This window comes from Frankia gtarii (assembly GCF_025403375.1).
In the GTDB taxonomy this organism is placed as follows: domain Bacteria; phylum Actinomycetota; class Actinomycetes; order Frankiales; family Frankiaceae; genus Frankia; species Frankia gtarii.
Genome location: NZ_JAMPTM010000044.1, coordinates 1 through 24932 on the forward strand (window position 1 = coordinate 1; position 24932 = coordinate 24932).

A 24932-nucleotide genomic window follows, 5' to 3' on the forward strand; every position below is an offset into this window, starting at 1 on the left:
GAGTGGGGCGGGGTGGGGGCGGCTGTCGCGCCGCGTGGATCGAGGACTGCGGGACCGGCCGTCGGGAGGCGCGCCGGGTCTGGGTGTCCGTCGTGATGGCCCGGTGCCTGCCGGGCGATTCGGCGATCCGATGCCGCCCGGCGTGCTCAGGAAGCCGACGATGCCGACTCGTGGCGATTCACCTCCCCGTGATGTGGAACACCTTCTTCGGCTTTGTCCTCATGGGCAGCGACCATTCCCAGGGACCCTGGGCATGCGTCAGCCAGGAGCGGGAGAGAAGACCTCGATGATGAGGAAAGAGACGCGCTCGAACTAGGCGCGTCGCGCCGAGTCGGTGATGTTGGTGAACCCGGTTGCGCTCGGGTCCGGGCTGGACTGTGCCAGAACCGAGGCCTTGTTGTCATCCGATTCGAAGAAAGAAGTCTCTGCTGCCCATGACGATCAGTCGCCGTTTGGGTGAGTCGTGGACGGATGAAGGGGCCCGGAGGGGTCTCCGGCGGGGCTCGCTCAGCGTGCGGACGTTCAGCCTGTCGCCCGGAGTTGGTCTGCGTCTACTGCTAGCAAATCGGTCAATTCACCTAAAAAGTATCTTGAAGGCTTGAAGTGATGCACTCTTCGTGTCAAATTGCTTACCGAAAGTATCCAGTCGTCTAGCTTGTCGGTCTCGTCCACGTGAATGTTTCGCGCAAGTAAAGCCCCACTGTGTGTCGCAAATCACATTTCTTGCGCAGAGTAACCTATCTTGAGGCGATCTAGGTGAAATATCCCGATTAGCGGGCAGTTGTGCCGGCAGGGGAAGCGGAGGAGCCGGGTAGTTGATCCAGGCTGTGGCACATCTTGCTACGGAACGTTATGGCAACAGATTGCCAATGGGGCGTGATGGTTGCCTTCCGCGCCGACGCCGGCCATTTTGGGTGATCCAGCATGGTCCCCGTTCCCCTCGGGGGCCCTGCTTATGCCACCCACGGTTCTTCTTTTTCCGCCGGATCGGAGTTGATGCGATGGATGTGGTCCTGCTTGCGGTCTTGTTGCGCTGCTCGTTTTTGCTGTGCATTGCCGATGAATGTGGTTCGGAGGATGGTGACCGCAGTTTTCCGTCGCGCATGGGAAGGAGACTGCCCAGGGGTGCTGGGCAGAGTTCTGCCGGGCACCGGTGGTGGACGGTCCGGGGCGACCCGCGCTGGCGGGTCGCCGTCCTGACTCCCTCGCGGATGGGCGATGACGTGGCCGGGCGCGGCCGACGGTGGAGAAGCAGTGCCCGGCGCGGGCGCTCGGGCCGGGGGTGGTGCGGGGCCGGCGTACCGGGGTGGGGACGCGGGAGCGAGTCCCCACCTGACCCGGGCGATCAGAGCTGCGTGACGAAGGTGCTCACGACGGCCGGGGTGTCACTGGTGCCGAAGGCGCCGTTCGCGACGGCGATCTGCGGTTCGCGGAAATTCCGGCAGGTCCACATGCGCGCGTCGGCGCCGACACCTTTCCACGCCGTGATGACGGTGTTTCTCACGTAGGCCGCCGACGGCCCGGTGCTCCGTTCCGCCCGGGGAGGGCCGCTGGGCAGACCAGCGGCCGTTCTGGAACTCCGCGTGCCAGATTCCCGCGTCGTTTCCCGAGCCCTTCCACGCCATGACCGTGCGGCCGTGGTGGAAGGCCAGCGCGGGCCGGTCCTTGGTGCGGGGGGCGTCCGCCGGGGTCTGCTGGTCGGACCAGCTGTCGCCGTACCAGCCCGCCGTTCAGATCCGGTTGTCGTCTTGCCTCCGGGCAAGGAACGACGCCCGCCGCGGTGGTCGGGTCGTCGACGGCACTGATCGTCTCCGGATCGACATTCGGTTGAACAGTCCGCGGATTCGGCGCGCGGTGTCGCCCGGGCGGCGGCAATGGCGCGCCGAAAAGCCGAATGCGGATGGCTATGGCGTCGGGACCGGCGATGGCGTCGGGACCTGCTACGGAGTCGGGACCGGCTGGAGTGGCGGGACCGGCTGGGGTGCCGGCGGGCCGACGTAGCGGGCCGAGGGACGGATGATCTTGCTGTCGGTGGCCTGTTCGAGGATGTTCGCCGTCCAGCCGAGCGTGCGGGCGACGGCGAACGTCGGGGTGAACATGTCCCGTGCCAACCCGCAGAGCTCCATCACGACCCCGGCGTAGAACTCGACGTTCGTGTGCAGCTCGCGACCCGGCTTCAGCTCGGCCAGCAGCTCCACCACCCGCCGCTCGACCTGGACCGCGAACGCGACGAGGTCGCCGCCGAAGTCCTCGGCGACGCCGCGCAGCAACCGCGACCGCGGGTCCTCCGTCCGGTAGACGGGATGGCCGAAGCCCATGATCCGATCACCGGCGAGGACATGGTCGCGGATCCACGGGTCGATCCGCTCGGGGCTGCCGATCGCGTCGAGGGTGTCCAGCGCCCGGCTCGGCGCGCCGCCGTGCAGCGGCCCGGACAGCGCGCCGATCGCGCCGACGACGCAGGCCACCAGGTCCGCCCCGGTCGAGGCGATCACTCGAGCGGTGAACGTCGAGGCGTTGAAACCGTGGTCGACCGTGCAGATCAGGTAGCGCTCGATCGCACGCACCTGCGCGGCGGTCGGTTCGGCGCCGGTGACCATGTACAGGTAGTTGGCCGCGAACGGCAGGTCGTCGCGGGGCGCCACCGGGGCGAGCCCGCGGCCCAGCCGGTGCAGCGCGGCGACGAGCGTCGGGGTGACCGCGCCGACGAACAGGGCGTCGCCGACGCGGGCCGCCTCGTCGGTGTCGTACAGCGGGGTGACGCCACGGGCGGCGCCGGCCAGCGACAACGCGGTGCGCAGCCCGTCGAGCGCGCCCCCGCCGGTCCCGGCCCGTGCGAGCGCCGGCAGCAGCTCGCCGAGGCCCGCCGGGAGCCGCCGCAACGGCACCACCCGGGCGGCGAACGCTGCCCGCGCCGCGGCGTCCGGCAGCTCGCCGAACAGCATCAGCTGCCAGACGTCCTCCAACGAGCGGCGTTCGGCCAGCTCCACGGCCGAGTACTGCCGATAGTGGAAGAAGCCCTCGCGCCCGCGCACGTCGCCGAGCGCCGTCTGCGTGACGACCACCCCCTTCAGTCCCCGCGGGACATCCACCCCCGCCGACGAGATGGGCGAGGCCTGCGCTGCCGCCTCCGCCGCCTCCGTCGCGTTCTCGGCGCCGGTGCGGGCCGTGTTGTCAGTCGTGATCACCATGATGGGTAGCCTCCTCGCCATCCATGGTTGATCCTCTATCGACGTAATGTCAACGTTGATTATAATCAACGTGAATCAGTACACTCGGTGGAGCGGGAGGAGTCGCGGATGAGTAATGGTGAGCGACTGACCTCACGCGAGGTCGCCGACCGGCTCGGGGTGAAGCTCGAAACGGTCTACGCCTATGCCAGCCGCGGGCTGTTGCACAGCCGGCGGGTGGCCGGCGAGCGGGGCAGCACCTTCGATCCCGCCGAGGTCGAGCGGCTACGCACCCAGGGTCATGCGCGGGCTCGCGCCGCCACGGCCGACGGGACTGGCGCCGCCGCTAATCCCGCGCGGACCGCCCCGGCTGCTGATGCCGCTGCTCCCGCCGGCGCCGCCGCCTCGTCCGCGGTCGCTCCCGCCGCCACCGCGCCGACCGGTGCCGACCTGCCGGCGGTGCGCACCCGACTGACCCTCGTCGCGGACGGCCGCCTGTACTACCGCGGGGTCGACGCCGTCGCGTTCGTCGCCGACCACAGCTTCGAGGACGTGGCCGGCTGGCTCTGGCGCGGCCGGACGGACCCCGCGACGGTGCTGGCCGTTCCACCGGATCTTGCCGCCACCCTGGAACGGGTGGGCGGGATTCTGCCCGTCAGGGCGCGGCTCACCGACCGGCTGCGGGTCGCGGTCTCGGTCGCCGCGGCGAGCGATCCGCTGCGCTTCGACCTGCGGGAGGACAGCGTCCTGCTCACCGCCCGCACCCTCGTCGCAGCGCTCGTCGAGGCTCTCCCGACGCCACCCGAGGTGCCCCCGGCGAGCGGTGCCTCTGCGGTGCCGGGTGTCTCTGCGATGGCCGGGGAGCAGGGGGGGATCGCCGCCCGGCTGTGGGGGCGGCTGGCCGGCGGGCCGGGCGACCCGGCGGCGGTCGCATGCCTCGATCGGGCCCTCGGCCTGCTCGCCGATCATGAACTCGCCGTGTCCACGTTCGCCGCCCGGGTCGCGGCCTCGGCGCGGGCGGATCCGTACGCCGTCGTCTCCGCCGGGCTCGCCGCCCTGGACGGGCCCCTGCACGGCGGCGCCAGCCGGCTGGCATACCGGCTGCTCGCCGAGGTGGTCGACCGGGGGGACGCGGTGCTCGTCGTTTCCGAGTACCTGCGCGCCGGCCAGCCGATCCCTGGTTTCGGGCACGGGCTGTACCCCGACGGCGACCCGCGCGCCCGCGCGCTGCTGGCCGCGATCGCGGCGTTGCCCGCCGCCGAACCCCTCCTGGCGGCGGCCCGCGAGATCGCGCGGGCCGCCGGCAGGGAGCGCGCGCTGCGGCCCAACGTGGACCTGGCCCTCGCCGTCCTCACGTTGGCCGCGGGGATGCCCGCCGAGGCCGGTGAGGTGATCTTCGCGGTGGCCCGCACGGTCGGCTGGCTCGCCCATGCCCTGGAGGAGTACCAGGAGACGCCGCTGCGTCTGCGCCCCCGCGGCATCTACGTCGGCCGAGCCGTCACCGGGGACGGCCTGCCCCGGTGATCTCTTTGTCATGGTTTGGCGGTACTGTGTGCCGATCCCACCACTCCGTCATCTTGCCTGCTCAGCGCGCCCCACCCGCATCGGTGGGACACCCTCGGAGGTCTCCGATGCCACGCCCACGGCGCACCACCGTCCTTGCCTTGGCCGCCGCGGCCCTGCTCGCGCTCGCCTCCTGCGCCGGTTCGTCGGGCGGCGGGTCGTCCTCGGGCGACCTGCACCTGGTCACCTCCGGTGAGCTGACGATCGCCACCGACTCGCCTGCCTACGCCCCATGGTTCTCCGACGGCAAGCCGGCGAACGGCAAGGGCTTCGAAAGCGCGGTCGGCTACGCCGTGGCCGCCAGGCTCGGCTTCGCCCCCGACAAGGTCCACTGGGTGACCGAGCCGTTCGCCAGCTCCTTCGCGCCCGGCCCGAAGAAGTTCGACTTCGACATCAACGAGATCTCGATCACCCCGCAGCGCCAGCAGGCCGTCGACTTCAGCACCGGGTACTACAACGTCAGCCAGGCCGTCGTCGCGCTCAAGACGTCGCGGATCGCCGCCGTGCGCACGCTGGCCGGGCTGAAGGGCGCCAAGCTCGGCGCCCCCGTCGGCACCACCAGCCTCGACGCCATCACCAGGCAGGTGGCGCCCGTGCAGCAGCCGGCGGTCTTCAACGACCTCAACGACGCGAAGACCGCGATGGAGAACGGCCCGATCGACGGCATCGTCGTCGACCTGCCGACCGCCTTCCAGCTGACCTCCGCCGAGATCCCCGACTCGTTGATCGTCGGGCAGTTCCCCACCGCCGGGGCGCCGGAGCAGTTCGGGCTGCTGTTCGAGAAGGGCAACCCGCTGGTGGGCAATGTCAACGACGCCCTCGCCCAGCTGACCAGCAGCGGGGAGCTGCGTCGGATCACCGAGCAGTGGCTCGGTTCCCAGGCGGGAGCCCCCGTCCTGCGGTGACGGCCGCCTGGGAGCCCAGCGAGCGCGAGCGGGACCGGCGGCGGCTGCGGCGGCGCGCCCGGCTGCGGTCAGCGGTGATCGCGGCCGCCAGCACCGTCGCCGTCGCCGTCGTCGCGGGCGTCGGGATCACCCGGGCGTCGGGCTGGCCGCGGGTCCGGCAGCGGTTCTTCTCCTGGTCGGAGATCACCGCGGCCTGGCCGGCCGCGCGGACCGGAATGATCATCAACCTCGAGCTGTTCGTCGTCTGCGGAGCCGCGGCGGCGGCTCTCGGGCTGCTGGTGGCGCTGCTGCGGACCCTCGCCGGCCCGGTGTTCCTGCCGCTGCGGCTGCTGGCCGCCGCCTACACCGACCTGTTCCGCGGCCTGCCCGTCATCCTCGTGCTGTACCTGGTCGGTTTCGGTGTGCCGGCCCTGCGGCTGCGCGGTCTGCCCACCGACCCGCTCGTCCTCGGCGGCGCCGCCCTCGTGCTGACCTACTCGGCGTACGTCGCCGAGGTGTTCCGGGCGGGCATCGAGTCGGTGCATCCGAGCCAGGTCGCCGCCGCCCGTTCGCTGGGCCTGACCCATGCCCAGACGATGCGCCGCGTCGTGCTGCCGCAGGCCGTCCGGCGGGTGATACCGCCGCTGCTCAACGATGCGATCAGCCTGCAGAAGGACTCCAGCCTCGTGTCCGTGCTCGGGGTCGTCGACGCGGTGCGAGCGGCGCAGATCGCCACGTCCGCGCACTTCAACTACTCGCCGTACGTGCTCGCCGGGCTGATGTTCCTCGCGATCACCGTGCCGCTGACCCGGATCACCGACCATCTCGCCGCCCGCTCCGCCCGCCGCCGCGGGACCGGCATCGGCGCCGCGGGCGGGGGAATGCGATGACGACCGGCGACGCGGTCGGGCCGGGTGGGCCGGGTGGACCGGCGGCTCCCGTGCTGAGCGTGCGCGGCCTGGTGAAGCTCTACGGGAACACGGTCGTGCTGCGCGACATCACCTTCGAGGTCGGGCCCGGCCAGGCGGTCGTGCTCGTCGGCGGCAGCGGGTCGGGCAAGTCCACGCTGCTGCGCTGCCTGAACCTGCTGGAGTCCGTCGACGACGGCGAGATCCTGCTGGCCGGCGAGGAGATCACCGATCCGCGGGTGAACGCCGACCGGATCCGTCGCCGCATCGGCGTCGTGTTCCAGGCGTACAACCTGTTCCCGCACCTGACGGTGTTGCAGAACGTCACCCTCGCACCGATCCTGGTCCATCGGGTGCCCCGCGCCGCCGCCCGCGAGCGCGCCCGGGAGCTGCTCGGCCGTATCGGGCTCGCCGACAAGGTCGACGTCTACCCGGACCGGCTCTCCGGTGGCCAGCAGCAGCGGCTGGCGATCGTGCGGGCGTTGGCGACCGAACCATCCCTGCTGCTGCTCGACGAGATCACCTCGGCGCTGGATCCTGAGCTGGTCGGCGAGGTGCTCGACCTCGTCGGCGAGCTCAAACGGGAAGGCATGCCGATGGTGCTGGCCACCCACGAGATGGCGTTCGCGCGGGACATCGCCGACGAGGTGCTCGTCCTCGACGGTGGCTTGATCATCGAACGGGGCACGCCGCAGCGGGTTCTCGACGAATCCCGCCAGGAGCGCACCCGCCGGTTCCTGGCCCGCATCCGGGAGCCGGGTCCGCCGGGACCGGGACACGCAGCGGGCCCGGTGACGTGACCGTCAGGTCGAGGCTGGCCAGCGACTGGAAGTTCTCCGCCGAGGCCGAACCGGGTTCCGCCGTCATCACCGCCAGCCGCTGCCCGCCGTCAGGTAACCGCATGACCTGAATTCGTAGCGTGCAAGCCCGTCCTTCAGGGCGGGGTTAGCGCGTTCACGCTGGGCGTCGTTGCTCTTCGATGTGTTCGCGTAGCACGGACAGGGGCGCTGCGCCGGCCGAGACGGCGAAGTAAGACGGTGACCAGAAGTGCCCGCGGATGCTGTGCCGGTTCATCTGGCTGGTGTGCGCGGAGCGCAGCAGTCGCGCGGAAACCACATGCCTGCCACGTTCGTAGTCGTCGGATGTTGCTATAGAGCAAGGAAGATGGGTGGCATGTCGATCGTGCGTTACCGTTACCGGGCCTACCCGCGGCCGGGTCAGGTGCGGACGTTGGCGCGGGCGTTCGGCTGTGCCCGGGTCGTGTTCAACGACGCGATCCGGACCCGCGAGGAGGCGTACGCGGCGGGCGAGAAGCTGTCGGACATCGAGGTCCAGCGCCGCGTGGCGACGCGTGCGAAGCGCACCGAGGAGCGCACGTGGCTCACCGAGGTGTCGTCGGTGGTGCTGGTGCAGGCGTGCCGGGACGCGGTGCAGGCGTTCAAGAACTGGTTCGCCTCGCTGTCCGGCAAGGGCAAGGGTCCGAAGATCGGGTATCCGAATTCCGATCATCAGCACGGTCGCGACGGCGCGCTCGTCGGCCCTCGCCGATCATCTTTCCGCGGTCCAGTCGACCCTGGCCGGCATCCGGCTGGCCCTGCTGGTCGACGCCGCTGCGACGCTCGTGGTCGCCGCGGCGACCACTGCGGCGCTGCTGCCCGGCCGGCGCTCGGTACCGGCCCTGTCGCGGGCGCGCGACGGCGCCACCCCGGGCCTGCGGTCCCACGCTCCCGACCAGGGCTGACGGGACCGGCGGGACAGTACCCGGACAGGATGCGGCCATGGTTCGTCGACCTGTGCGGGGTTCGGCAAAAAAGGCGCCATCCGAATGTTGCGTAACGTCCGCTCAGCCGTAACCATGAGCCCGTGATGTCCTATGAAGACGTGGTGGCAGTGTCTGATTCGGTGGAGCGGGCAGCGCTCGCCGACAAACTGATGTGGGCGGACCATCCGCGACGGCTTGAGCTACGCACAGTGCGTGGCATCGCTCTTCGGGAGGCGTTGGATTCCGGTGTTCCGGTCGACGACATCGCCCGCCGGCTTGTCGTCACCGTGGCAGATCTGACCTGGATGGCGGCGCCGGCGCCGGCGCCGTCGTCGGCGGCGGCCTGACCGACCGGGACGGTCGGACAATGGCGTCCGTCCGCTCGCGGTCCGCCGCTGTCGTGCCCGTCGGTCAGACGAAGGTTTCTTAGCGATTTCGAGCGGGTTTCTCGCGGGATAGTCGCGTGGTGACAGCGAGTACGGTGCGAAAGTCCCGCCGTATCCCGCCCCCTGGACGGAGCGCGGCGGAATTGACCTCCCGCCGGCCCCACCGCCGGGCGGCCCAGACCCCTGTGCTCACTCGTCCACCCACAAGCAGGCCCGGAGGGCTGACGCGTAGCCGCCGGTGGGGCATGAGCCCCGGCCGCAGCCTCAGCTCCAACCTCGGCGATCATGATGCTCTGCGGAACCGCGCCGGCCGCCAGGGGTCCTGCCCTGGCCGAGCGTTGGTCTAGCCGGATCCAGGGTTCGGCGGTCTCCCTGCTCCTGGAGGTTGCGTCGGCAATTGCTGGAGGTTGATGATCCCCTGAGGTCAGGGCACATGATCCGCGACCCGAGGACGGTGTGCATGCCTCGCCCCCCGCCCCCAGCGGCGCGTCCGCGTCTGGACATCGACCTCGCGGGGTAGGGATCCCTCGACGCACGCCGGGCGCCATCGCCGCGTGCCTGGCGCGCCGACGCCGTCGAGGAGCCTCCATGCACGAACTCGCCATCACCCAGAGTGTGGTCGACGCGATCGTGGAGCGGACCGGCCCGGCCCGGGTGAATGCGGTGCGGCTGGTCATCGGGCGGCTGTCGGGCGTCGTGCCGGAGTCCATCCGGTTCTGCTTCGACCTGGTGACTGCTGATACGCCGCTGGCGGGTGCCGCCCTGACCATCGACGAGCCCGCGGGCCGGGCCCGGTGCCGGCGGTGCGGCGCCGAGTTCGTGGCGGACGACGTCCTCGTTCTCTGCGGCTGCGGCTGCGCGGACGTGGCGGTGGACGGCGGCGACGACCTGCGGATCGCCTCGGTGGGCCTGGTGCCCGCGGCGGAAGCCAGCTGACGCCCATGGGGGAGGGGACTGACCGATGTGCGAGACATGCGGTTGCGACGATCCGACGGCTGCGCCCCGACTGACCTCGTTTCCGGCCGACGCCGGGGAAGCCGGCCGCTCGGGGCATGATCATCCTCACGAGCACCCTCCCGCCGATGCCGATGCCGATGCCGATGACCGGACGCTGCGTTTGGAGCAGCGGGTGCTGGCGAAGAACGACGATCTCGCTCGGCGGACCCGGGAGTGGCTGGCCGCGCGCAACGTGCTCGCGGTCAACCTCATGAGCTCACCCGGCTCCGGCAAGACCACCCTGCTGGAACGGACCGTTCGGGGTCTCGCCGAGGGGTGGCCGCTCGCGGTGGTGGAGGGCGATCAGGAGAGCGTGCGGGACGCCGAGCGGATCCGGGCCGGTGGCATCCCGGTCGTACAGATCAACACCGGGCGCGGCTGCCACCTCGATGCGGACATGGTCGACCGCGCGCTACGGGTCCTGGAGCCGCCCGAGGATGCGGTCGTGTTCGTCGAGAACGTCGGCAACCTGGTATGCCCGGCGCTGTTCGATCTGGGGGAGGGCGCCCGGGTGGTCCTCACCTCGGTGACGGAAGGTGAAGACAAGCCATTGAAGTATCCGCACATGTTCGCGCAGGCCGACCTGGTTTTGCTCACGAAGTGTGACCTGGTGCCGTTCCTCGCCGTGGACGTCGATCGCAGCATCGGGTTGATTCGTCGCATCAACCCCGCAGCTGATGTCCTGACGCTTTCCGCGCTTCACCTGCCAGCCGGCTCTGCCGGCGCAGACGCGGAGCCCGGCCTCTCCGCCTGGTACGCCTGGCTGCGTGCGCGTCGCCCGCGGACGGATGCCCGACGGCGGACTGGTGCCTGACGGCGGACTGGTGCGGGCGGGTGGGGTTTGGCGAGACCGGCCCCGGGCAGCCCGTCGGCAGGCAACTAAAAGTACTTTCGCGGGCACGTCGAGTTATTTATGGTGGGGGTGTGCAGCTCGGTCGCGTCGCGGCCCCGCCGGAAGGGACGCCGTCGTGGGCAGCCTCGAGCAGGCCTGTTGCGGGCAACGGTCGCGATGACAGCGGCCGGCGTGACGACCGAAGCACCCGCCGGGTTCGACGCGGCGCGTGCGGTCGCCGACGCGGTGCTCTACGAGGGCTACCTGCTCTACCCCTACCGCCGGTCCTCGGGCAAGAACCGGGTGCGCTGGCAGTTCGGGGTGCTGGCCCCGCCGGGGTGGACCGCAGAGCAGCCCGCGGCGGGGGCGCCGGGCGTCTCGGGCTCGGCCGACGGGTCGTTCCAGCAGGCCGACTGCCTGCTGGAGGCGCCCGGGTCGGCGACAGTCTTCCTGCGGCTGCGGTTCCTGCAGATGATCCGGCGCCGCGTCGAGCAGCGGGATGCCAGCGGGCGTTTCGGGCCGGTCGACGAGCTCGAGGTGGACGGCACCCGCGAGCTGAGCTTCGATGAGGGGCGGCCCTGCGAGGTTGACTTCACCGTGGCGCTGGCCGACCTGATCGACCCGGAACGCGGACCGTTGTCGATACCGCTGCTCGTCCCGGGTGGCGTCGACATCGAACCGCTGGGTCCGCGGCCGGGCGAGGCGCGGGTGGTGCGCCGCCGGTGGCCGGTGGCGGCTGTCGTGCACCTGTCCGCGACCCGGGCCGAGGCGCCGTTCCGGCTCCACCGCCTGCGGGTGGTGGTCGAGAACACGGTCGCGGATCTGGCCGCGGGCCGCCCGCGCGCCGAGGCGCTGCGCCGCTCGCTGATCGCGGCGCACAGTCTGCTCGGCGTGCGCGGCGGGCGGTTCCTGTCGCTGCTCGACCCGCCCGCCTGGGCGGCGACGGCGGCCCGCGCATGCGAGAACCTGCGGGTGTTCCCCGTTCTCGCCGGCGGCGCCAGGGACGTCATGTTGTGTTCGCCGATCATCCTCTACGACGATCCCAGGACGGCCCCGGAGAGCCCCGGGGATCTGTTCGACGCCACCGAGATCGACGAGATCCTCTCGCTGCGCACCGCTGCGTTGACCGAGGAGGAGAAGCGTGAGGCGCGGGCGACGGACCGCCGTGCCGCCGAGATCCTCGACCGGGTCGACGGCATCCCCCGTGCCATGCTCGACCGCCTGCACGGCGCCGTGCGCTCGCTGCGGCCGGTCGAGCCGCCTCCCGCCCCGCCAGCGGCGGACGCCGGGGCGCACGCGGATGCCGGGGTGCACGCAGACGCCCAGCGGCGGCCGGCGGCGGCCGGGCAGCCGGATCCTGATCCGTACCCGCAGTGGTGGGAACCGGAGGCCGATCGGTCGGTCCACCCCGACCGGGACAGTGTGCTGGTCGCCGGCGTCACCGTCGCGCGTGGCAGCCGGGTCCGGCTGCGCCCCCGCCCCCGGGGCTCCGACGCCCACGACATGTTCCTCGCCGGCCGTGTCGCCCGGGTGGAGGCGATCTTCCTCGACGTCGATGGCACCCGGCACGCCGCGGTGACGCTTGACGGCGACGGGGCCGGTGATCTCCATCGGGCCGCCGGCCGTTACTTCTACTTCGCCCCCGACGAGCTTGACCCGCTCGACGTCCCGACGGACGCGGATCGGACGGGTGCGCCATGACCGTCGCCTGTCCTGACCCGGGGACATCGCGGACGCTCGTCGCCGGCGTCGGGAACATCTTCCTCGGCGACGACGGGTTCGGCGTCGAAGTCGTCCGCCGGCTCGATCCGTCGACCCTGCCCGACAGGGTCGACGTCGCCGACTACGGCATCCGGGGCCTGCACCTCGCCTTCGCGCTGCTCGACGGCCGCTACGACACGGTGATCATCGTCGATGCGCTGCCGACCGACGAACCGCCCGGGACCCTCACGGTCCTGCGTCCCGACGTCGGCGCGGCTTCGGCGGTTGACGCCCGGGTAGCCGACGCCCCGGGGATCGACGCCCCGGGGATCGACGCCCCGGGGATCGACGCTCCCGCGATCGACGACTTGGTGGTCGACGCGCATGGCATGTCCCCGGACGTGGTGCTGCGGCTGGTGCGCGCTCTCGGTGGAGAGATCGGCCAGGTCATCGTCGTCGGCTGCCGTCCCGCCGTCGTGGCGGAGCGGATGGAGCTGTCCGGCGCGGTGTGCGCGGCCGTCGATGACGCGGTCGGCCTCATCGGCGCCATTCTCCGGGATCCCCGACTGGTGGGAGCCGGGCACGGTACGTGAGGTAAGGGAGGGGTCGAGATGACGGCCACGGACGAGCGGCCGGCCACGCAGACACGGCCGGGGGGCGGCGTCGACGAGGTCCACATCCTCTGGATCTCCGAGGGGATGAGCTGCGACGGCGACACGGTCTCGGTGACCGCAGCCTCGCAGCCTGCCATCGAGGACGTGGTCACCGGTGTCATACCGGGCCTGCCGACGGTCCACCTGCATAACAAGGTGCTTTCGCCGACGATGGGCGGTGAGGAGTTCCTGGCCCCCTTCCGCGCCGCGGTCCGCGACGAGCTGGGGCCGTTCGTCCTCGTCATCGAGGGGTCCATCCCGAACGAGAAGATCAACGGCGACGGCTACTGGACGTCGTTCGGCAACGACCCGGACACCGGTCAACCGCTGACCATCAACTGGTGGATCGACCGGCTCGCGCCGCGGGCCTGGGCGGTCATCGCCATCGGCACCTGCGCCGCCTACGGCGGTATCCACGCCATGGCGGGCAACCCGACCGGCTCGATGGGCCTGCTCGACTATCTGGGGCGCGACTTCACCTCGGCCGGCAACCTGCCGATCGTCAACGTTCCGGGCTGCCCGGTGCAGCCGGACGACTTCATGGAAACCCTGACCTGGTTGCTGTACCACGCGGCGGGGGCCGCCCCGCCGCCGCCGCTGGACGACCAGCTCCGGCCACAGTGGATCTTCGGGCGGACCGTGCACGAGGGCTGCGACCGCGCGGGCTACTACGAGCAGGGCGACTTCGCGAAGGACTACAACTCGCCGAAATGTCAGGTGAAGATCGGCTGCTGGGGTCCGGTGGTGAACTGCAACGTCCCCAAGCGGGGCTGGATGGGCGGCGTGGGTGGTTGCCCGAACGTCGGGGGCATCTGCATTGCCTGCACGATGCCCGGGTTCCCCGACAAGTTCATGCCGTTCATGGACATGCCGCCGGGGGCGAGTCTGTCCTCGCTCGCGGTGAAACCGTACGGGTCGATCATCCGGCGCCTTCGAGGTATCACCAACTCGATGGTGAACCGGGAGCCGAGATGGCGGCACAACCGGGACCTGCTGACCACCGGCTATGACCCGGGTTACCGGCCATGATTCACTGAAGGGACGTGTGCGATGACGGCCACCGAGCAGATGAGGGCCGCGGAGAAGCCCGGCCAGATCGTCGAGATGGCGTGGGATCCCATCACGCGCATCATCGGTAACCTCGGGATCTACACGAAAATCGATTTCGCCAACCGGCGGGTAACCGAATGCCACAGCACCTCCTCGCTGTTCCGTGGGTATTCGGTTTTCATGAAGGGAAAGGATCCGAGGGACGCCGGCTTCATCACCAGCCGGATCTGCGGCATCTGCGGTGACAACCACACCACCTGCTCGGTCTACGCCCAGAACATGGCGTATGGGATCGCCAACCCGCCGATGGCGGAGTGGATCATCAATCTGGGTGAGGCCGCCGAGTACCTGTTCGACCACACGATCTTCCAGGACAACCTGGTGTTCGTGGACTTCTGCGAGGCGATGGTCAAGGCGACCAACCCCGGCGTGCTGGCGCGGGCCGAGGCGACCGCGTCGCCGCGCGCCGGGGTGCACGGCCTGCGCACGATCGCCGACATCATGCGGGCGCTCAACCCGTTCGAGGGCCAGGTGTACAACGAGGCGCTGCGGGTCAGCCGCATCACCCGGGAAATGTTCTGTCTGATGGAGGGCAGGCACGTCCATCCCTCGACGCTGTATCCGGGCGGGGTCGGCACGATGCCCGAACCGTCCGTCTTCACCGACTACCTCACCCGGCTGATGGAGATCCTCGACTTCGTCAAGAAGGCCGTGGCGCTGAACGACGACCTGTTCGACTTCTGGTACGACGCGCTGCCGGGATACGAGGAGGTCGGCCGCCGGCGCGTTCTGCTGGGTTGCTGGGGGGCCTTCCAGGATCCGAGCGTGGTCGACTACCGGTACGAGCACATGACGGACTGGGGGCGCGCGATGTTCGTGACTCCCGGCATCGTCGTCGACGGAAAACTGCTCACCACCGACCTCGTGAAGATAAATCTGGGTATCCGCATCCTGCTCGGCAGCTCCTTCTACAAGGACTGGGTCAACGAGGAGCCGTTCGTCGAGCGGGATCCGCTGGGTAACCCCGTCGACATGCGTCACCCGTGGAACCAGACGACCTTCCCGGAGCCGCAGAAGCGGGACTTCGGCGAGAAGTACAGCTGGGTGATGAGCCCGCGCTGGTTCGACGAGGGCAGCGGTGAGCATCTGGCGCTCGACACCGGCGGCGGCCCGTTCGCCCGCCTCTACGTCACGGCACTCGCGGGCCTGGTCGACACGCCGTACGTCACCGCGCGCGACGGCGCGGTGAAGATCTCGCTGCCCCGCAGCCGCACCCTGCCCGCCATGGACCTGAAATGGTCCCCGCCCGCCTGGTCGAACGCGATCGAACGGGACCGGGCCCGGGTGTACTTCGTCGCCTACGCCGCGGGAATGGCACTGCACTTCCTGGAGCGGGCGATGACGCGGGTGCGCTCCGGCGACACCCGGACCTTCACCGACTTCGAGGTGCCGGACGAGACGATCGGCTGCGGCTTCCACGAGGCGGTGCGCGGGGTCCTGTCCCATCACATGGTCGTGCGGGACGGGAAGATCGCCAACTACCATCCGTACCCGCCGACGCCGTGGAACGGCAGCCCACGGGACTCGTTCGGCACGCCGGGCCCCTACGAGGACGCGGTCCAGAACATGCCGATCTTCGAGGAGAACGGCCCGGAGTCGTTCAAGGGCGTCGACGTGATGCGCGCGGTGCGCAGCTTCGATCCCTGCCTGCCCTGCGGGGTCCACATGTACCTGGGCGGGGGCCGCACGCTGCGCACCGTGCACTCGCCGATGTTCGGGGCGAGTCATGGCTGATCCGGTCGTCGAGGGCGGACATCGCCTCGACGACCGGGCGGTGCGGGAACGGCTGACCCACCTCGACGAGGCGCTTGCCCAGGTGGAGCGAATCCCGGGGCCGAGCGGCGAACTGGCTCTGGACGCGGTGGCCACGCTCGCGTCGGTGTACGGCGAGGCACTCGCGCGGGTGGCCGGATACGCCGCCGGCGCCGCCGACATAACCGCCGCGCTGACCGCCGACGAGCTGATCGGACACCTGCTCGTCCTGCACGACGCGCACCCCGAGCCGGTGGGCCAGCGGGTGACCCGGGCGATCGAGCGGCTGCGACCGGCGGTCCGTGACCGGGGCGGCGAGCTCGAGCTGGTCGGCATCGAGCGGGGCGTGGCGGAGGTCAGCCTGACCCTGGGGGGGTGCGGCTCGGCGGCGGGGGAGGTTCTGGACGCGGTGCGCGAGGCCGTGCTGGCGGTCGCGCCCGAGCTGTCGGACGTCCGGCGCCAGACCGTCTCGGGCGGCGCCCACCGGACCGCCTTCGTCCCCCTCGACGCGGTGCTCACCCCGCCACTCGCCGGGAGCGTGCGGCCATGACGACCGAACTGCGTCCCGCGGCCGGACCCGGCGGCGCCTTGGACCGGGTGGTGCGGGCCGGTGTCACCCGGGCCGGGCAGGACGGTGAGCGGTGCGATCTGTGCGCCGCCCCCGTGCCGAACGATCACCGGCATCTGCTCGACGAGTCGCACGACTCGGTGCTGTGCCTGTGCCGAGCCTGCGCGCTGCTGTTCGACCGGGACGCCGCCGCGCGCGGCCATTACCGGCTCATCCCGCAGCGGCGACTGCGCGTGGCCGACCTGGACCGGGACGGGTCCGATCCCCGAGCGCTGGGTATCCCCGTCGGGTTGGCGTTCGTCGTCCCCGGCGACGACGGCGAGGTACGCGCCCGCTACCCGAGCCCGATGGGCGCGACCCACTGGGACCTGGAACCCGCCGCCTGGCGGCGGCTCGTCGCCAGAGCTCCGGTGCTGGCCGGCCTGGCCCCCCGGGTCGAGGCGCTGTTGGCGAACACCGCACGCAACCGCCGGGAGTTCTGGATCGTCCCGATCGATGACTGTTACCGACTTGTCGCGATCGTCCGACGGGAGTGGACGGGGTTGTCGGGGGGCAGCCGCGTCTGGCCCGCTGTCGACGACTTCTTCGCCGCGCTGCCCGCCCGTTCCCGCCGCGGCTCCCCGCTGGGCCGCGGCACCACGACGCCCGGTGGCGCAGGCGGCTGACCAGGGAGGGAAGACACCATGGCACCGATCCGAGTCGGCGAGCCCGACGTCCGTCCAGATGCGACCGCGCACGTCAGGGGGGTCCGGGAGGGCAACGCCCTCGGCTCCTACGAGATGGAGCCGGGCCACCACCTCGACGGCACCGCCGATGCCCGCCGCTCGACGGGCATCCGGCCGGGCGAGCGCAATCCGATCTCGCCGAGTATGCCCAACCTGCCACCGGGCTAGCCGGCGCGCGGCGCACCGCTGCGCGCACCAGAGGGTCGTCCCGAGGAGGGAATCGATGAGCAGCCGCAAGAAGCTCCTGGTCGCCGCCGGCACCGGCCTGGCCGCCATGATGTGGCGGGAGTACCCGTCCATGGTCCGGTACCTGCGCATCAAGCGGATGTGATGGTGGCCGGCCCCAACCGGTCCGCACCCGCGCCGGCCAGGCCCGTCGGGCGCAGCCCCGGGCAGCCCGGCGGCCGGCGGCGATGCCGCATCACCGTCCGCGGCCTTGTCCAGGGTGTCGGCTTCCGCCCCTTTGTCCACGCGGCCGCGATCGACCTGGCCCTCGCCGGCTGGGTCTGCAACGACAGCGACGGCGTGATCGTGGAGGTCGAGGGCGCCCCCGGCGCGGTGGAGGAGTTCGGCCGGCGGCTGACCGCTGACGCCCCGCCGCTGGCCGTGATCGAGCAGGTCACGGCGACGGACCTGGCGCCCCGCGGCGATTCGGTGTTCACGATCGCCCGCTCCCGCGCGGGGAACACCCCGCGCACGATGGTGTCCCCGGACGTCGCGACCTGCCCGGACTGCCTGCGTGAACTCGCCGACCCGGCCGACCGCCGCTACCGCCATCCGTTCATCACCTGCACCAACTGTGGACCGCGATTCACGATCATCACCGGGCTGCCGTATGACCGGCCGGCCACGACGATGGCCGGGTTCCCCATGTGCGCCGCGTGCGAGCGGGAGTACCGCGACCCGCGGGACCGCCGTTTTCACGCGCAGCCGATCGCCTGCCCGGACTGCGGGCCCCGCCTGGAGTTCATCCCGGCGACGGGACCGGCGGTTCCCGGCGACGACGCCCTGGCTGCGGCGGCCCGGCTGCTGACCTGCGGGGATGTCCTCGCGGTGAAGGGCATCGGCGGCTACCACCTGGCCTGCCTCGCCACGGACCAGGCGGCCGTGACGACGTTGCGGCGGCGCAAGCGGCGCGGGGACAAACCGTTCGCCGTCATGGTCGCCGACCTCACCGCCGCTCGGCGCCTCGCCCATCTCGGCCCGCGGGAGGCGATGTTGTTGGCCGGGCCCGCCCGTCCGATCGTTCTGGTCGACCGGTGGGACGACGGCCGACCCGCGTTGGCGGCCGAGGTCGCGCCGAACAGCCCCGACCTCGGCCTGTTCCTGCCCTACACCCCGGTGCACCACCTGCTGCTCGCCGCGGTGGCAGCGGCCGGTGGATCGCCGGGGCCGCTGGTGATGACCTCGGGCAACCTCGGCGGCGAACCCATCGCCGCCGACGACGCCGACGCCCGCCGCCGGCTCGAACCTCTCGCCGACGGCTGGCTGCGTCATGACCGACCGATCCACGTGCCCTGCGACGATTCGGTCGTCCGGGTCGTCGACGGTGACGTGCTGCCGGTCCGCCGCTCCCGGGGATTCGCCCCCCTGCCGGTGCCGCTGCCGTTCGCCGTGACGCCGACCCTGGCGGTGGGCGCCGACCTGAAGAACACCTGCGCGCTGGGCGCCGATCGCTCCGCCTGGCTCAGCGGTCACATCGGGGACATGGACGACGCCGACACGCTGCGGACCTTCACCGCCGCCGAACATCATCTTGAACGGCTCACGGGCATCCGCCCCGCCACGTTCGTCGCCGACGCGCACCCGGGTTACCGATCCCGGCAGTGGGCTCGGCGGCACGCGGCCGGGCGACCCGTGCGCACGGTGCAGCATCACCACGCGCACGTGGCAGCGGTGATGGCGGAGCACGGTCTGGCCGGGGAGCGTCCCGTCGTGGGATTCGCCTTCGACGGCACGGGTTACGGCACCGACGGGGCGGTGTGGGGCGGCGAGGCGTTGATCGCCGACTATCGCGGCTTCGAGCGTTTCGCCCACCTCGCCTACGTGCCGCTCCCCGGCGGGGACGCGGCCGTGCGCCGCCCGTACCGAATGGCACTCGCGCACCTGTGGGCCGCCGGCGTCGGCTGGGACGGGGACCTGCCTCCCGTGGCGGCCTGCCCCCCGGCGGAGCGGCGCGTCCTGGCCCATCAGCTCGCCACCGGGCTGGCCTGCGTGCCCACCGCCAGCATGGGACGGCTGTTCGATGCGGTGAGCTCCCTGCTCGGGGTCCGCCACCGCGCCGACTTCGAGGCCCAGGCGGCGATCGAGCTGGAGGCCCGCGCCCGCCGTGACCCGGACGCCCTTCACGCCTGGCGCAACCGGTACGCCTTCGCGGTCGGCCGACCGGTGCCGGGTGGTCCGCTGATCGCCGATGCGGCGCCCGTCATCCACGGGCTCGTGCGCGACATCCGGCGTGGGCTCGCCGTCGAGGCGATGAGCGCCGGCCTGCACGGCGCAGTGGTGGCCCTGGTCGTCGACCTGGCCCGGCGAGCCCGGTCCGACCGGGGACTCGATGTCATGGCGCTGACCGGAGGGGTGTTCCAGAACGTGCTGCTCGCGACGGCGGCCGCGGGGGCGCTGCGCGCCGACGGCTTCACGGTGCTGCGGCACCGGCGGGTGCCGCCGAACGACGGCGGCATCGCGCTGGGCCAGCTCGCGGCCGCTGCGGCCGAGGCGCGGGTGCAGGGAAGTGGCTGATATGTCGAATCCGATCCGGCGGCGGGGCTGCCCGCAGTGCCGGCGAGCGAGGGGGTGAGCAGCGGTGTGTCTCGCGGTTCCGGGACGGGTCGTCGCCATTGCGGAGCGGGACGGCGTCCCGATGGCCGAGGTGGATTTCGGGGGGGTGCGCAAGGACGTCTGCCTGCAGTACCTGCCGGACACCAGGGTCGGCGAATACGTGATCGTCCACGTCGGGTTCGCGCTCCAGCGGCTCGACGAGCAGTCCGCACTGGAGACGCTGGCCACCATCGCCCGGATGGGGCTGCTCGCCGAGGAATTCGGCGGTGGGCCGGGCCCGTCGGCCCGTGACGCCCAGACGGAGGGGGTGAACCGGTGAAGTACCTCGAGGAGTTCAGCGACCCGGAGCTGGCCGGTCGGCTGTTGGAACAGATTCATGCGGTGACGACCAGGCCATGGTCGATCATGGAGGTCTGCGGCGGGCAGACCCATTCGCTGATCCGGCACGGGATCGACCAGTTGCTGCCCGCGGGCGTCGAGATGATCCACGGCCCCGGCTGCCCCGTCTGCGTCACCCCGCTGGAGATCATCGATCGTGCTCTTGAGATCGCCTCCCGACCGGGGGTCATCTTCTGCTCGTTCGGCGACATGCTGCGCGTTCCCGGCAGCGGCCGGGACCTGTTCCGGGTGAAGAGCACGGGCGCCGACGTGCGGGTGGTGTACTCGCCGCTGGACGCTCTGACGATCGCCCGGCAGAACCCGGACCGGCAGGTGGTGTTTTTCGGGATCGGGTTCGAGACCACGGCGCCGGCCAATGCGATGACCGTCTACCAGGCGCGGCGGTGTGGGGTGCGCAACTTCTCGCTGCTCGTCTCGCACGTCCTGGTCCCGCCGGCGATTGCCGCGATCATGGAATCGCCCAGCTGCCGTGTCCAGGCGTTCCTCGCCGCCGGACATGTGTGCAGCGTGATGGGCACCGGGCAGTACCCGGACCTCGCCCGCCGGTACCGGGTGCCGATCGTCGTCACCGGATTCGAGCCACTCGACCTCCTCGAGGGCATCCGGCGGACCGTGATCCAACTGGAGGCGGGCCGCCACGAGCTGGACAACGCCTACCCACGGGCCGTGCCGGCGGCCGGGAACCCGGCCGCCATCGCGATGCTGCGGGACGTCTTCACGGTGACCGACCGGGCCTGGCGCGGCATCGGGGTGATACCGAACAGCGGCTGGCGGCTGTCGCCGGCCTACCGGGAGTTCGACGCCGAGACGCGCTTCGCCGTCGACGACATCCATACGGCGGAGTCCTCGGTGTGCCGCTCGGGCGAGGTGCTGCAGGGCCTGATCAAGCCGCATGAGTGCGCCGCCTTCGGGCACCGGTGCACGCCACGGACGCCGCTCGGTGCCACGATGGTGTCCGCCGAGGGGGCGTGCGCGGCCTACTACCTCTACCGGCGGCTCGACCAGCCGAACGCGACGGCCCAGGCCGGCGCCCGACCCGCGCGGGAGGTGGCCCGTGCCTGACCTCGCCGCCTGGACCTGTCCCGCCCCGCTGGCGGATTCCCCCACCATCGTCATGGGACACGGCGGCGGCGGCGCGATGTCCGCCGAGCTCGTCGAGCACCTGTTCCTGCCGGCATTCCGGGACCCGGCCGCCGCGACCGAGCTGGGGGACGCCGCCGTCGTCGCGCTCGGCGGCGCGCGGGTGGCCTTCACCACCGACTCCTTCGTCGTGCGCCCCCTGTTCTTCCCCGGCGGCTGCATCGGTGACCTCGCGGTCAACGGAACCGTGAACGACCTGGCCATGGTGGGTGCGACACCGTGCTACCTGGCGACCGCCTTCATCCTGGAGGAGGGCACCGAGCTCGCCGAGCTCGGCAGGGTCGCCGAGACCCTGGGCACGGCGGCCCGGGTGGCCGGGGTCCGGCTTGTCACCGGGGACACGAAGGTCGTCGACGCCGGCCACGGTGACCGCGTCTACATCAACACGACCGGCCTCGGGCTGGTCCCCGACGGCGTTGACATCAGACCGGGACGGGCCCGCCCGGGAGACGTCGTCCTCGTGAGCGGCGAGATCGGGGCGCATGGGATCGCCGTCCTCAGCTGCCGCGAGGGACTGGAGTTCTCGACGGAGGTCCGCAGCGACACCGCGCCGCTCAACGGCCTCGTCGCCGCCATGCTCGACACCGGCGCGGACCTCCACACGCTGCGCGACCCCACCCGCGGCGGCCTGGCCGCGACCCTCAACGAGATCGCGCGGGGCGCGCGGGTGGGGATCGCCGTCACCGAGCGGGCCGTCCCCGTGGCGCCCGCGGTCGCGGACGCCTGCAGCATCCTCGGGCTCGACCCGTTCGCCATCGCCAACGAGGGGAGACTCGTGGCCGTGGTGCCGGCGGCGGACGCCGATCAGGTGCTGACGGTGATGCGGGCGCATCCGGACGGGCGGGACGCCACCGCGATTGGCACCGTCACCGAGGACAACGCGGGAATGGTCGTCGCCAGGACCGGGCTCGGTGGAACCCGCGTGATCGACCTGCCGATCGGTTCGGAGCTCCCGCGTATCTGCTGAGGCGACACCGCCGTTCCGGTTCCACACCGCGAGGCACGCCAACCCAGAAATGGCCCGGAGGGACGAGATGGGGAAACGCATGCACTGACCACCTCCCGATAACGGATCTGGCGTGCCGGCGGCGCGGCGACAGTGACAAGCATAACCGGACCGGCCGGCCTCGTCGAACATTTGTTCGCATCATTCTTGGCTCTGTGGTTGTTTCTTGAGGGAGCGGTCGTGGCGGCGAAGAATATGCCGCCGGATCGGCGAGGACCCTCGTGTCGCGCCACTCGTGCCGGCGGCCGCTATGCGCAGGCTGGCGGGATGGACTCGGTGGGTCGGGGTCCCCATGGTGTCGAAGCGGGTATGATTGGCGGCCTGGTACCCAGGTCCGCCGCGTGGCGGTTGGGCGGACGGGGGCGTCATGGTCGAGATGATGGTCTTTCTGGTGCTGTTGAGGTGAGTCGTGAGTACAGGTAAGGTCCTTCGGTTCGATCACGTTCGGGGTTACGGCTTCATTGCCCCCAGTGACGGTGGCGACGATATTTTTCTGCACGCAAACGATCTTCTGGTGGAGAAGAATCTTATCGTTCCCGGAACCTTCATGGAGTTCGACGTTGAGGAGGGCGAGCGTGGCCTAAAGGCCAGCGCGGCGCGTATCGTCAGCTCCGGTCCTTCGGCCCCTCCCGCCGTGCCGCGGGTAGCTGCGCATGCCGACGATTCCGACGGTCTTTGTGACGTCCTCCCGGTCGGTGAACTCACGCAGGAGGTGACCGAAACGCTGCTGCGTGTCGAGCCCACCCTCACCGGGGCGCAGATCATCAGGATCAGGAGCGAGCTGATCCGGATCGCCGAGAAGTACGGCTGGGTCGAGAACTGACCGGCGCGCGCGTGCGGCGGCGGGCGAGCCGCGGCGCGCGGGGCCGGCGATCACCCCTCGGTGGTCACGCTCGGTGGTTACAGCTCGGCGGTGCCTGACAGGCAGGTGACCGTTGCGCCGGCGACCCAGACTGTGCCGTCGGCGTCCGTCGAGATGTGGACCCGGCCGGCCCGGTGCAGCACCGAGCCCTGGCTGGCCGTGTAGGGCGCGCTCGCGCGGCCGGTACGCAGCAGCCACTGCGCGAGCGATGCGTTCAGGCTGCCCGTCACCGGATCCTCCACCGTGGCGTCGCCCACCGGCACGAATGCCCGCACCTCGAACGCCGTCGCCGAGCCGGGCGGCCACGGCCCGACGACACCGAGCGGCAGATCGACGCCGCGCGGTCGCAGCGCCAGGACCGACTCGGCGTGCTCAAGTAGAACCGCGACCCAGCCAGGGCCGTTGTCCACCCATTCCGCCGCGACGACGTCGTCGGCGGCGATGCCGAGCATGGTGCTGATCCGCGCGACGAGTGTCCCCTCGACCGGCCCGGAGCGTCGCAGCGGCGGGGCCGCGAAGGCGAGACCGTCCGCCGTGCGCCGCAGGGGCACGAGTCCCACCCCGCACTCCTGGACGATTCGGGCCGGTCGAGCCGACGCCGGCCGCTCGCCGAGCCAGGCATGGCAGGTGCCGAGCGTGGGATGCCCGGCGAACGGCAGTTCGGTCAACGGGGTGAAGATCCGGACCCGGTAGTCGGCCGCCGGTGACGTGGGCGGCAGGACGAAGGTGGTCTCCGACAGGTTCGTCCAGCGGGCGAACCGCTGCATCGCGTCGTCGTCGAGTCCCGTTCCGTCCAGAACCACCGCCACGGGATTGCCCTGGTATGGCGTAGTGGTGAAGACGTCGACCTGACGGAACGGGCGGCTCATCCAGACGTTCCGGGTCGGTCGCGGCCGAGCTGCCCGTCGCGGCCGAGCTGCCCGTCGCCTCGACCCGGGCCGAGGCTCTTGTGCGCCGATCCCGTGGCCGCCCGCGCTGGCTTGCTGCGAACCTCCACGCCGCCCATCACCGCCACCGCCCGGATGCGCACGACGGGCGCTCCCGATCGGTGCGGGGTGTCGGCCACCTTGACGGAGCGGCCGCCCATGACCGACACGCCGCTCACCTCGACCTCCACCCCCTCTGGAACGATGATCTCGATGCCGCCCATCACCGCGACGGCCGTGATCATCAGTGCCTCCGTGGGGAAGGCGACCTCCCGCAGGTCCAGCTCGATGCCGCCCATCACCGCGACGGCCCGGGTGTGCCGGCTCGGGCGCCACCGCCCGCTGCGCTCGTTGCCGCTCATCACGGCGACCGTCCAGTCCACCTCGGCCGGTCCCCGCCGGGTCGGGTCCAGCGCGCGGTCGGGTCCGACCGAGCTGGCCGCGGCGCCGCCGGAAGCGGCCAGATCGGCGGACCGAGCCGGCTGAGTCGGCCGGGCCGGCTCGGCCGGCTCAGCCACTGCGGCGAACAGGCTCGGCTGGTTCGGCAGATCGATCGTCAGGGGGGTGAAGTCCGCGCGGGTCCGGGCGGCGTAGGCGGCACCGACCCGCTCGTCGTACTCCGCGAAGGTCAGTCGCCCCTCGGCGAGCGCCTGGCGCAGGAGCTGGGCGATCTCCTCCCGCTCCGCGTCGGAGACGCGCAGGTCCGGCGTCGGCGGGGGATCGGGAATGTCGGCCATGCGGAGCAGACTAACCAGTGGTCGGACGAACCGGCGGCCCTCGGCCGATCCCGGTGACCGTGGCCTTTGCTCGC

25 protein-coding genes and 1 pseudogene are annotated in these 24932 nt (G+C 71.3%); 21 read left to right on the plus strand and 5 right to left on the minus strand.

The features are described from left to right. Positions 1-1345: 1345 nt before the first annotated feature. A complete protein-coding gene (locus tag NBZ83_RS09430; RefSeq protein ID WP_261566999.1) occupies positions 1346-1504 on the minus strand; it encodes a hypothetical protein in 159 nt (52 codons plus the stop codon). Positions 1505-1940: 436 nt separating this feature from the next. Further along, on the minus strand, positions 1941-3191 hold the full coding sequence (locus NBZ83_RS09435; RefSeq protein WP_261567000.1) for a citrate/2-methylcitrate synthase: 1251 nt from the start codon (positions 3189-3191) through the stop codon (positions 1941-1943). A 108-nt stretch (positions 3192-3299) separates the two neighbouring features. Here NBZ83_RS09435 and NBZ83_RS09440 point away from each other — a divergent pair, with 108 nt between their 5' ends. From NBZ83_RS09440 to NBZ83_RS09455, 4 genes are all read left to right on the plus strand, one after another. Further along, positions 3300-4694, plus strand: a complete 1395-nt coding sequence (locus NBZ83_RS09440; protein ID WP_261567001.1) for a citrate synthase — start codon at positions 3300-3302, stop codon at positions 4692-4694. A gap of 107 nt (positions 4695-4801) precedes the next feature. After that, positions 4802-5638 (plus strand): ABC transporter substrate-binding protein, encoded by an 837-nt coding sequence (locus tag NBZ83_RS09445; protein ID WP_261567002.1) that lies wholly within the window; start codon positions 4802-4804, stop codon positions 5636-5638. Further along, a complete protein-coding gene (locus NBZ83_RS09450; protein WP_261567003.1) occupies positions 5635-6507 on the plus strand; it encodes an amino acid ABC transporter permease in 873 nt (290 codons plus the stop codon). Before NBZ83_RS09445 ends, NBZ83_RS09450 begins: the two co-directional genes overlap by 4 nt. Then, positions 6504-7325, plus strand: a complete 822-nt coding sequence (locus NBZ83_RS09455; RefSeq protein ID WP_261567004.1) for an amino acid ABC transporter ATP-binding protein — start codon at positions 6504-6506, stop codon at positions 7323-7325. The genes NBZ83_RS09450 and NBZ83_RS09455 overlap by 4 nt, the downstream gene beginning before the upstream one ends. Positions 7326-7479: 154 nt before the next feature. Here the strand turns inward: NBZ83_RS09455 and NBZ83_RS09460 are convergent. Further along, positions 7480-7638, minus strand: a pseudogene (locus tag NBZ83_RS09460) (transposase); the annotation flags it as partial. 60 nt (positions 7639-7698) lie between these two features. On the opposite strand from NBZ83_RS09460, the gene NBZ83_RS09465 reads away from it, so the two are divergent. The 17 genes from NBZ83_RS09465 (at position 7699) to NBZ83_RS09540 (ending at position 23156) form a co-directional block, all read left to right on the plus strand. Next, complete coding sequence (locus NBZ83_RS09465; protein ID WP_261567005.1) at positions 7699-8361, plus strand: helix-turn-helix domain-containing protein; 663 nt, start codon at positions 7699-7701, stop codon at positions 8359-8361. Positions 8362-8391: 30 nt separating this feature from the next. Next, positions 8392-8634, plus strand: coding sequence for a hypothetical protein (locus NBZ83_RS09470; RefSeq protein ID WP_261567006.1), 243 nt, complete (start codon positions 8392-8394; stop codon positions 8632-8634). A 627-nt stretch (positions 8635-9261) separates the two neighbouring features. Then, positions 9262-9609 carry a hydrogenase maturation nickel metallochaperone HypA/HybF gene (locus NBZ83_RS09475; protein WP_261567007.1) on the plus strand — a complete coding sequence of 116 codons (348 nt, stop codon included), beginning with the start codon at positions 9262-9264 and terminating at the stop codon, positions 9607-9609. A 25-nt stretch (positions 9610-9634) separates the two neighbouring features. Then, positions 9635-10483 carry a hydrogenase nickel incorporation protein HypB gene (gene hypB, locus NBZ83_RS09480; RefSeq protein ID WP_261567008.1) on the plus strand — a complete coding sequence of 283 codons (849 nt, stop codon included), beginning with the start codon at positions 9635-9637 and terminating at the stop codon, positions 10481-10483. A gap of 195 nt (positions 10484-10678) precedes the next feature. Then, positions 10679-12202, plus strand: coding sequence for a hypothetical protein (locus NBZ83_RS09485; protein WP_261574780.1), 1524 nt, complete (start codon positions 10679-10681; stop codon positions 12200-12202). Then, positions 12199-12795, plus strand: a complete 597-nt coding sequence (locus tag NBZ83_RS09490; protein WP_261567010.1) for a hydrogenase maturation protease — start codon at positions 12199-12201, stop codon at positions 12793-12795. The genes NBZ83_RS09485 and NBZ83_RS09490 overlap by 4 nt, the downstream gene beginning before the upstream one ends. Positions 12796-12813: 18 nt before the next feature. Beyond that, a complete protein-coding gene (locus NBZ83_RS09495) occupies positions 12814-13884 on the plus strand; it encodes an NADH-quinone oxidoreductase subunit B family protein (protein ID WP_261567011.1) in 1071 nt (356 codons plus the stop codon). Between the two features lie 21 nt (positions 13885-13905). Next, the gene (locus NBZ83_RS09500) at positions 13906-15699 is read left to right on the plus strand and encodes a nickel-dependent hydrogenase large subunit (RefSeq protein WP_261567012.1); all 1794 of its coding nucleotides are present in this window, start codon (positions 13906-13908) and stop codon (positions 15697-15699) included. Continuing rightward, complete coding sequence (locus NBZ83_RS09505) at positions 15692-16267, plus strand: NifU family protein (protein WP_261567013.1); 576 nt, start codon at positions 15692-15694, stop codon at positions 16265-16267. Before NBZ83_RS09500 ends, NBZ83_RS09505 begins: the two co-directional genes overlap by 8 nt. After that, the gene (locus NBZ83_RS09510) at positions 16264-16950 is read left to right on the plus strand and encodes a DUF5947 family protein (protein ID WP_261567014.1); all 687 of its coding nucleotides are present in this window, start codon (positions 16264-16266) and stop codon (positions 16948-16950) included. Before NBZ83_RS09505 ends, NBZ83_RS09510 begins: the two co-directional genes overlap by 4 nt. 18 nt (positions 16951-16968) lie before the next feature. Beyond that, the gene (locus NBZ83_RS09515; protein WP_261567015.1) at positions 16969-17178 is read left to right on the plus strand and encodes a hypothetical protein; all 210 of its coding nucleotides are present in this window, start codon (positions 16969-16971) and stop codon (positions 17176-17178) included. 55 nt (positions 17179-17233) lie between these two features. Further along, positions 17234-17341 (plus strand): DUF6893 family small protein, encoded by a 108-nt coding sequence (locus tag NBZ83_RS34280; RefSeq protein ID WP_438803171.1) that lies wholly within the window; start codon positions 17234-17236, stop codon positions 17339-17341. Continuing rightward, positions 17341-19749, plus strand: coding sequence for a carbamoyltransferase HypF (gene hypF, locus NBZ83_RS09520; RefSeq protein ID WP_261567016.1), 2409 nt, complete (start codon positions 17341-17343; stop codon positions 19747-19749). The genes NBZ83_RS34280 and hypF overlap by 1 nt, the downstream gene beginning before the upstream one ends. Before the next feature lie 64 nt (positions 19750-19813). Continuing rightward, a complete protein-coding gene (locus NBZ83_RS09525; RefSeq protein WP_261567017.1) occupies positions 19814-20107 on the plus strand; it encodes a HypC/HybG/HupF family hydrogenase formation chaperone in 294 nt (97 codons plus the stop codon). Then, positions 20104-21249 carry a hydrogenase formation protein HypD gene (gene hypD / locus NBZ83_RS09530; RefSeq protein WP_261567018.1) on the plus strand — a complete coding sequence of 382 codons (1146 nt, stop codon included), beginning with the start codon at positions 20104-20106 and terminating at the stop codon, positions 21247-21249. The genes NBZ83_RS09525 and hypD overlap by 4 nt, the downstream gene beginning before the upstream one ends. Positions 21250-21301: 52 nt before the next feature. Continuing rightward, positions 21302-22294: a hydrogenase expression/formation protein HypE gene (gene hypE, locus NBZ83_RS09535; protein WP_261567042.1), complete on the plus strand. Its 993-nt coding sequence runs from the start codon at positions 21302-21304 to the stop codon at positions 22292-22294. Positions 22295-22742: 448 nt separating this feature from the next. Beyond that, entirely contained in the window at positions 22743-23156 is a 414-nt protein-coding gene (locus tag NBZ83_RS09540; protein ID WP_261567019.1) for a cold-shock protein, read from the plus strand. Positions 23157-23233: 77 nt separating this feature from the next. On the opposite strand, the gene NBZ83_RS09545 is transcribed toward NBZ83_RS09540, so the two are convergent. Both NBZ83_RS09545 and NBZ83_RS09550 read right to left on the minus strand, forming a co-directional pair. Next, positions 23234-24064 carry a PhzF family phenazine biosynthesis protein gene (locus NBZ83_RS09545; protein ID WP_261567020.1) on the minus strand — a complete coding sequence of 277 codons (831 nt, stop codon included), beginning with the start codon at positions 24062-24064 and terminating at the stop codon, positions 23234-23236. Beyond that, a complete protein-coding gene (locus tag NBZ83_RS09550; protein ID WP_261567021.1) occupies positions 24061-24858 on the minus strand; it encodes a DUF1707 SHOCT-like domain-containing protein in 798 nt (265 codons plus the stop codon). Before NBZ83_RS09550 ends, NBZ83_RS09545 begins: the two co-directional genes overlap by 4 nt. Between the last annotated feature and the right edge of the window lie 74 nt (positions 24859-24932).